The 8,041-nt window shown below is 35.7% G+C and carries 7 protein-coding genes and 1 pseudogene; 7 read left to right on the forward strand and 1 reads right to left on the reverse strand.

Annotation, left to right across the window (positions count from 1 at the left end):
- Nucleotides 1-124 precede the first annotated feature (124 nt).
- The 5 genes from lepB (at nt 125) to IQ10_RS09915 (ending at nt 6,252) form a co-directional block, all read left to right on the forward strand.
- Nucleotides 125-661 carry a signal peptidase I gene (gene lepB, locus IQ10_RS09895; protein ID WP_144450328.1) on the forward strand — a complete coding sequence of 179 codons (537 nt, stop codon included), beginning with the start codon at nt 125-127 and terminating at the stop codon, nt 659-661.
- A gap of 263 nt (nt 662-924) precedes the next feature.
- Complete coding sequence (gene yhbH / locus IQ10_RS09900; protein WP_144450329.1) at nt 925-2,097, forward strand: sporulation protein YhbH; 1,173 nt, start codon at nt 925-927, stop codon at nt 2,095-2,097.
- A gap of 226 nt (nt 2,098-2,323) precedes the next feature.
- Nucleotides 2,324-3,868: a class I adenylate-forming enzyme family protein gene (locus IQ10_RS09905; RefSeq protein WP_144450330.1), complete on the forward strand. Its 1,545-nt coding sequence runs from the start codon at nt 2,324-2,326 to the stop codon at nt 3,866-3,868.
- Between the two features lie 32 nt (nt 3,869-3,900).
- Nucleotides 3,901-4,689, forward strand: a complete 789-nt coding sequence (locus IQ10_RS09910; RefSeq protein ID WP_144450331.1) for a helix-turn-helix domain-containing protein — start codon at nt 3,901-3,903, stop codon at nt 4,687-4,689.
- Between the two features lie 183 nt (nt 4,690-4,872).
- Complete coding sequence (locus IQ10_RS09915) at nt 4,873-6,252, forward strand: solute carrier family 23 protein (protein WP_144450332.1); 1,380 nt, start codon at nt 4,873-4,875, stop codon at nt 6,250-6,252.
- Nucleotides 6,253-6,332: 80 nt separating this feature from the next.
- Here IQ10_RS09915 and IQ10_RS09920 read toward each other — a convergent pair whose 3' ends face one another.
- On the reverse strand, nt 6,333-6,893 hold the full coding sequence (locus tag IQ10_RS09920; RefSeq protein WP_242009807.1) for a CBO0543 family protein: 561 nt from the start codon (nt 6,891-6,893) through the stop codon (nt 6,333-6,335).
- A gap of 367 nt (nt 6,894-7,260) precedes the next feature.
- On the opposite strand from IQ10_RS09920, the gene IQ10_RS09925 reads away from it, so the two are divergent.
- On the forward strand, nt 7,261-7,458 hold the full coding sequence (locus IQ10_RS09925; RefSeq protein WP_144450334.1) for a hypothetical protein: 198 nt from the start codon (nt 7,261-7,263) through the stop codon (nt 7,456-7,458).
- A gap of 31 nt (nt 7,459-7,489) precedes the next feature.
- Nucleotides 7,490-7,839 (forward strand): annotated as a pseudogene (gene tnpA / locus IQ10_RS18400) (IS200/IS605 family transposase); the annotation flags it as partial.
- Between the last annotated feature and the right edge of the window lie 202 nt (nt 7,840-8,041).

An 8,041-nucleotide genomic window follows, 5' to 3' on the forward strand; every position in this document is an offset into this window, starting at 1 on the left:
AATAACTAATGTAATGCATCATTATTCCATTTAAGTATAAATTACAATATTTAGGGTGGTATATGGACTTGTGATGAATGTAAAACAGTGTTAAGTTATAGAAAAAAGACTCGGAGGCGCTATCGTGGATACAAAGAAAAATGAGTGGTTGGAGTGGGGGAAGGCAATCCTTGTTGCTATCGTTCTAGCTGCAATAGTTCGTGCATTTTTATTTACAAGCTACGAAGTTCAAGGTGAATCAATGGTTCCGAGCGTCTATGACGGTGAACGCTTTATTATCAATAAAATTGGTTATGGTTTTTCAGAACCGAATCGTTTTGATTTAATTGTTTTCCATGCAAATGAAGAGGACGATTACATTAAACGTGTTATTGGACTACCAGGAGATAAAGTAGAGGTGAAGAATGATGTTCTCTACATTAATAATGAACCAGTTGATGAGCCGTTTTTAGAACAACGAAAAGAAGGGTTAGGAAGTCAACCATATACAAATGATTTTGCTATTCCAGAAGTGGTGCCAGAAGGTCACGTCTTTGTGTTAGGAGATAATAGACCGAATAGTCTTGATAGTCGCAGGATCGGTTTTATTCCAAACGATAAAATTGTTGGTAAAGTGGACTTGCGTTTTTGGCCGATTGCAGAAGCTGGTGTAGTGAAATAGTAGAAGACCTTTCCTCTTATCCTGGGGAAAGGTTTTTTGCTTGTCCTCTTTTTTAATCGATATATTTGTCAGAATTTATTAGCAACTCTCTCCCCTGTCTGCATAGGATAAAGTAAGCCATTTTTCAAGCTGAGAATATTTAACATGGCTCGAAAACAGTATATTCAACTGGTGAGAAAATGTGCAAACATCTTTTAAATCGGCGAACACTCATCAAGAGTGTCATCGGATAGGGTGAAAAGGACAAAAAGGAGGGAGATCATATGAAAAACAGTAACCAACGTCAATTTATCGTGTCACAAGAAAACTGGTCGCTCCATCGAAAAGGCTACCAAGACCAAAGACGCCATCAAGAGAAAGTCCAAGAAGCGATTAAGAAGAATTTACCTGACCTTGTTAGTGAAGAGAATATTGTGATGTCAAATGGTCGAGATGTGATTCGCATTCCAATTCGTTCCCTCGATGAATACAAAATCCGTTATAACTATGATAAAAACAAACACGTCGGCCAAGGGAAGGGTGATAGCAAGGTCGGAGATGTCGTTGCTCGTGATCCAAACGCACAGCAGCAGCAAGGTCCAGGAAAAGGGCAAGGTGCTGGAGATCAAGCAGGGGAAGATTATTTTGAAGCAGAAGTTTCGATTATGGAGCTTGAGGAGATGCTTTTCCGTGAATTAGAGCTACCGAATTTACAAAAGAAAGAAGAAGCTGAATTTGTCATTGAAGACATCGCATTTAATGATATCCGTAAAAAAGGACTTATGGGTAATATCGATAAACGCCGTACCATTTTATCTGCAATTAAACGGAATGCACTTGAAGGACGTCCAGGTCTGATTCCAATTCATAACGACGATCTCCGCTTTAAAACATGGAACGAAGTCGTAAGACCAGAGTCCAAAGCCGTCGTTATTGCGATGATGGATACAAGTGGATCAATGGGACGATGGGAAAAATACATGGCCAGAAGCTTCTTTTTCTGGATGAACCGCTTTCTCCGTACAAAATATGAAACAGTCGACATTGAATTTATTGCCCATCACACGGAAGCAAAAGTCGTCTCTGAGGAAGACTTTTTTTCAAAAGGAGAAAGCGGCGGAACCATTTGTTCTTCCGCTTATCGAAAAGCTCTCGAAGTAATCGACGGTAAATACGATCCAAAGCGTTACAACATTTACCCATTCCACTTCTCAGACGGCGATAACCTCACCTCAGATAATACGCGTTGCTTGAAGCTAGTTGAAGAGCTGATGGGTGTCTCGAGTATGTTTGGGTATGGGGAAGTGAATCAATACAGCCGCCACTCCACCCTTATGAGCGCTTATAAAAATATCGACGATCGACGCTTCCGTCATTATATTTTAAAGGAAAAAGGCGATGTCTATCATGCGATGAAGACGTTTTTTAAGAAGGAAGAAGAGGGAATGACGGTTTAAATTGTAAATAAATAACGTGAGCGCCTCCATCTGCAGCTTAAACTGTAGTGGGGGTTTTTCTTTATCTAAGTAAAGAAGTTCAGGTCATACGTAAAAAGATGATCATTATGTATTTTACTTTTACAGGTGGAAAGATTTAGCATTAAATGACTACAACGGCAGAGCACTTACTGTTAAAATAAAAGTTGGAATAATCTGAAATAAAAGTGATGAGGAGGGGGAGTTCTTGGAATTATGTACTTTTTTTGAATTTGCTGTTGAGCGTCATTCAGATAAAGTTGCGGTTGTCGAGAAGAATAAGAGGTTAACGTATGCTGAACTAGGTGAGCAAGTGAATCAAGTAGCTTTTTCGCTTCAAAAATTAGGCTTGAGGAAGCAAGATTGTGTTATGATCCTACTTAAAAATAGAGTAGAAACCGTTGTCATATATTGGGCTGTGCAAAAGCTTGGGGCTATTTTCACACCAATTAATTTCCAGCTTTCTAAAGATGACATTAGGTATTGCATTCATGATGTTGAACCAAAGTTTGTTGTGTTTGAAGACTTAAGTGAGCATCTCATTATGAAAGAAACATTTAAAGAACGCCCCATTTTTATCGGGCTTTCTGATGGAAGTCAGCTCTCTGATATTAGTTATCGTGAGCTAGAGGAAGGAGGCGTATCTTTTTATGAACATGTTAATGTTGGTGCACATGATATTTCGAGTATTTACTATACATCTGGAACAACTGGTGTTCCAAAAGGTGTACCGCGTATTCATCTAAATGAGTATGCTGCAACGATGGCCCATATTGTTCAATGTCGTTACCAATCCTTTGATAGAACGCTTGGAAATTATCCCCTTTACCATGTCATTGGTTTACGTTCATTACAGGCAATGACTGCGTTGAATGGATTATATGTCGCCCTACCTGATTTTGATAGTTATGAATCATTACAAATGATTGATCAAGAAAAGATTAGTTGTCTTTTTCTTAACCCAACAATGTATCACGATTTGGTTTCTCATCCTTATTCAAATGAAATTGATTTTTCTGCTGTACATACGCTTGCCTATTCTGGTGCACCAATGTCGGAAGAATTAATAACTAAATGTGATGAAATTATGCAACCTGATCGTATTGTAAATCATTATGGTAGTACGGAAATCTATACATTCACATATTGCTCTGATGTAAGAAAGAAACCAGGAAGTTCAGGGCAACCTGGTATTCACCAACATATAAAATTAATAACGCCTGATCCTGAAAAAAGATCTTCCTCTACAAACGTTGTTTCTACAGGTGAAATTGGTGAAATTATCGTGAATATGAAATCACCTGAGGCATTTAAAGGATATTGGAATCGTCCTAATTTAACAAAAAAAGTAATCTATGATGGTTGGTATTATACAGGAGATTTAGGGTTTATTGATCAGGATGGTGATTTAAAAGTGATTGGACGAGCAGATGATATGATCTTATCAGGTGGAGAAAATATTTATCCAGAGCTTATTGAAAAGATTCTTTTGGAACACGACAAAGTAAAGGAAGCAGTTATTATCGGTGAAGAAGATGAGCGCTTGGGTCAGATCGTTGTAGCTTTTATCGTTCCAAATGACGATTCGCTCACTTTTCAAGAATTAGATCGATTTTGTAAGTATCATCAGCAATTGCCTACTTATAAACGTCCGAGAAAGTATGTGTTTGTCGAAAGTATTCCTAAAAGTCCAACTGGTAAAATTTTAAGGAGCAAGCTGCGAAACGGTCAATTCATTGAGTTATATTTATAAAATCATTTATGAAATGGATAGGTGGGAGAAGAATGGCGGAGATTTTAGTAGTAGATGATGATATAGAAAGTAGACAAACAGTGAGGTTCGTTATTGGAGAAAGTCAATATAACTATTTATCAATAACTGAAGTCGGAACGGTAGATAAAGGGATGCTTCTTTTAAAACAAAAACGACCGTTAATAGTGTTTATGGATCTCTCGCTTCCAGACGGAGATGGGTTGGCTTTTGGAAAGAAGGTTCTTGAAAAGCACCCTCATTTACCAATCGTTGTTCTAACACACTTAAAAATGTTTCATATTATTCAAGATTGTATGAACGCAGGATTTTCAAGTTATCTTTTAAAACCAATTTCAAAAAGTGAGTTATTAACGATTTTAGCTCGTTTAATGACAAAATATTCTGTTCGTAATGAGGAACAAATGATCGACAGAAAAGAATCGATAAATCGTTCTTTTGAAACTGACGTTGCAAACCCGATCGAGACAGCTATTAAGTATATCCAATTAAACTATTCTAAGCCGATCTCATTAAAAGAAGTTGCAAACCTTGTTTATTTAAGTCCGTCTCATTTTAGTCGAATGTTTAAAGAAGAAACAGGCTCTAATTTTGTTGAATACTTGATGAAATATCGAGTAGAAAAATCGAAAAATTTATTAAAAATGTCGATGTTACCAGTTGAAGTGATATCTAGTAACAATGGTTTTTCAAGCGCTGCTTATTTTTCAACCATTTTTAAAAGGTTAGAGGGAGTCACACCTAGTGAATATCGTAATTTATTATCAAAATTAAATCATAAAGAAGATCGAGCAAAAAAATAAAAGTCATATTCAAAAAAAACTAAAACAAAACTTATCTGAATTTTCTTATAATTATAACTAATAAAAGATAAAGTTGTAACAGATCATCACTTTTAAAGGGAGGGACTAAACGAATCATATTTTTGAAAGCGCTTTACTAAGTCTGAATAATAATCTATTAAAAGAAAAAAATGGGGGATTAATATGTCAATTTACAAACGTAAAGAGGGGCAAGAACAACCATATTGGCCAGCAGGTCCTTTTAAAGTGAGATTACCTTTTGTTCATTACCGCTTTGAGGCACCAGAGTTTGTTCAAGCTTTGATTATGTTTGTTGTTAGTCTTGGGATGATTCCGTTATTAACAGAATATTTAGGGTTACCTTATCAAGTAGCCTTGGCGTATGTATTTATTGGTGGGATCGGCTTTATGCTTCCTGCTTTGTTGGGAGTAGCAATGGTACCAGGGTGGATTACACCAGCAATTCCTGTGGTTTTATTATTTTTAGGAAACTTTCAGCCAGGACCAGAAGCTATTCAAGCATTGTTTGCGCTACAGTTTATCGTTTTTCTTATTTTCTTTATTTTAGGAATTACGAAACTCGGAGGAAAGCTAGTTGATCTTGTTCCTAATTCATTGAAGGCAGGAATATTGATTGGTGCAGGCCTTGCTGCGCTAATGGGGGAAATTCAAAATGGTGGTCGTTTAATGAATACGCCTATTTCCCTGATTATTGGTAGTTTGGTGGCCTTTTATATTTTATTTTCTTTATCATTTAAGCAATTAGTAGAGAATAATAAAATTGCTAAAGTGATGGCTAACTATGGTCTTGTTCCAGCAATGGTGATCGCAATGATAATTGGTTGGATGGTTAGTGAGTATCCAATGGCAAATGTGGAGTGGGGTATTACGCAGCCTGCATTCATAGAAATGTGGAGTTATCTGCCGTTTGCTGTTGGTTTTCCTTCATTAGATATCTTTTTATTGGCAGTACCAACAGCAATTATTGCTTATATTATCGCATTCGGTGACATTATTGTCGGAAAAACGCTCTTACAAAGAGCTGATAATGTTCGAAAAGATGAAAAAATCGATACAAACGTAGATAGAGTACATCTTGTTACAGCACTTCGAAATCTTATTCACTCATTTTTTGCTCCATACCCTGGATTGGCAGGGCCACTTTGGACACCTGTTCATGCGACGATGGTTGAACGCTATAAATATGGACGTAAAGCAATGGATTCGATTCATAGTGGGATGGGTACGTTTTGGATCGCTGGTTTTATTGCTTTATTTATTTTACCGCTTGTTAGCTTGTTTCAGCCAGTTCTACCGATTGCATTGTCGTTAACGTTGATTATTACAGCTTACGTTTGTATTAGTGTTGGGATTGAACAGGTTCATACAACAACAGAACGTGGAGTAGCAGGAATCATGGCTGTAGTATTAGCTATTCATGGCGCAACATATGGGCTTATAGCAGGGGTTGTTTTATATTTCTTAATTGAAAAGACAACGTTATTTAAAGCTAAATCTAACAATGATGTAGAAGATGAGGTTGAGGAGAAAAAGGTAATTTAACATAATTAAATTTTGAATGATCAGATCTTTGTGATGTTACAAAATAATGCTAACCAGGAGGCTAGCATTATTTTGTAAGTTTAACTTTTATGCAATTTAAGAAATAAATTAGTTAAAAATTTAGCTATTAAAAAAACAAAAACATATATCAAAAACAAATGAAAAAAGTTTGTACCATCGTACATCCTAAATAAGTTTGCACTAGCTAAAATAGGTTTGAAGATAAAAGCAAATATTATAGCAGCGATGGTTGAATAAATATAGAAATTTTTCTTATGGTTTAGGGTCCATTGATAGACAAGCATAAAAGTAACAGGAACTAATGAGGAGTCTAAAGAAAAACTAGGTAAAGCAGGGATTAGCTTATAAGGATAGTTCCAGAAACCTAAATTAATACCAGATATATCGATATAGGCGAATGCCATATGTATGCTATAACCGTAAAAACCAATCAGAAAAATTTTGTTTTTATCTATTTTGAAATAAAGAATGATTAAGGGAACTAGAAACATTGCAACTATTAACCAGAATTGCCAAGTGGAAAAATCAGAATAATCTTTCCAGTAATCAATTAAAGAATTCGTTAATTCTTTTTTCTGCCTAACTAAGGTATCAAAAGTATCTATACCAGTATTTTGCAAATGAATCATCCTTTTCTTAATGAAGTCATTTGTTAATATATCCATAATTAGTTGAGATTATAAAAATTTCTTTTAATTATAAAAGGGAGCTTTAATACACAGTTTGTAAGGAAGCCTTTTATAATGTCTTAAGTGTTAGAAATGAAGGATAGATGCGAAAAGTGCATAGGGGGAACGAAGATGAACGACAAGAAAGTACTGCTTATATTTAGCAAGTATATGAAGAAAGATCCGAGTCGTTAGATTTAATAATTGGATAGATGAAGAAAAAACAGATGTAACCAATGTACCGTTTTCTGGAAAATAAATAATATTAGCAGGGTGGATGCTTCTTGTGTCGAATGTACCGATATAGGAGGCGATATTAATGAGCCGTGTTAAATTTTTAGCAAAAAGTTCTGAACGCCCTGATGGTTGGTATGCTGTAGTTGAAAAAGAGAACGGTGAAGTAAATGAAAAAGTATTTGAAGAGAAGTGTATCGACGAGGAACGCGCAATAAATTTAGCAACTGTTATGGCTGTGAAACATACCCGATTTAAATTTTTAAAAAATAATACTCTCTAAATGATTGAAGATTATTTAAAGCACCACCGTGGCGCTTTTTTTTGTACTGAGAAAAGATATAGGTGCTATTCTCAAAAAGTACATGAAATGAAAGATGTCGAAATCATTAAAGCACATGAGATAGATGTTAGTGAAAATTCCACCTGAATGGTTTGTCTCATTTTATGGGCTATTTATAAAAGGAAAAGTTCATTAATGAACCACGACGGGCATGCCAATTTAAAGTATAACCATGAGAATCGTATGTTTTGGGCAAAAGAATATTATGTGAGTACTGTAGGATTGAATTAAAAAACGATAGAGAATTATATACGTAATCAGGAAGCAGAGGATCGATTACGCGACCAAATGACGAAGAGAGAGTACGTCGATCATTTAAAGATAAGTAATACGGTTGACAGTCAATTTCTAGTCTTCTTTAAAGGGGTGTCGGTAAAATGGTCTTTTAGAACAAAATTAAAACCGCCAGTTCTACCGGCGGTTATTTCTTCAATATTTTCTAAGTATTGTTAGTTATTGTTGCCATTCCCATTGCCGTTGTTGTTCCCATTGCTGTTGTTGTTCCCATTGCTGTTGTTGTTCC

This window comes from Halalkalibacter nanhaiisediminis (assembly GCF_007830185.1).
GTDB lineage: Bacteria > Bacillota > Bacilli > Bacillales > Bacillaceae_D > Halalkalibacter > Halalkalibacter nanhaiisediminis.